This is a genomic window from Streptomyces sp. 7-21 (assembly GCF_016741785.1).
Lineage (GTDB): Bacteria > Actinomycetota > Actinomycetes > Streptomycetales > Streptomycetaceae > Streptomyces.
Genome location: NZ_JAERRL010000042.1, coordinates 1 through 635 on the forward strand (window position 1 = coordinate 1; position 635 = coordinate 635).

The 635-nt window shown below is 73.9% G+C and carries 1 protein-coding gene; it reads right to left on the reverse strand.

The features are described from left to right. Positions 1-528 (reverse strand): DUF742 domain-containing protein (locus tag JK356_RS22270; RefSeq protein WP_201870348.1); only part of this gene is annotated, 528 nt, incomplete at its 3' end. Between the last annotated feature and the right edge of the window lie 107 nt (positions 529-635).

The following is a 635-nucleotide window of genomic DNA, read 5'->3' on the forward strand; positions in this document are numbered from 1 at the left end:
GACACCCAGGGGGATGGACAGCAGCGCCGACACCTCGGCGACGGACTTCACCTCGTAACACAGCTGGCAGATGCGCTGGTGCTCGGGCAGCTGGCCCTGGAGCTGGACGGGCGAGGCCGTCGTGCTCACCAGCGCCTCGATCGCCAGCTGGTACCGCGGCCGGGTCCTGCCGCCCGTCATCGCGTACGGCCGGACGAGCGGCTGCGGGGCCTCCTTGTCGTGGCGGTGACCGCGCGGGGTGCTCGCCTGCGGTGACGGGTGCGGTGCCTGGTGCGGCGGCTGAGGGGGCTGCTGTGGATGCCAGTCCTGGCCGTACCCGCCAGGTCCGGGTCCCGCACCGGGCCCCGGCCCGCGGTCCGGCCGCGGCGGTGCCGGTTCCTCCGGACGCGCGCCCGGAACGGGCGTGCGGCGGCCGCTGGGCGCGGAGGGGAAGTTGTAGCGTCCCGTCCGCCCGCTCCCGGGCGGCTGCGCCGGGTACTCGTCGCCGTACTCACTGCTCCCGTACGGTCCGCCTGGGGGCGTTGCCACCTGTTCCTCCTCCGACTGACATCTTCGTCCCACGGATGCCGTCCAGCACCCTACGGTGCGCGACCGCTGTCCGCACAACCCAATCCGCCCAGGTCCGCCCTTAGTTG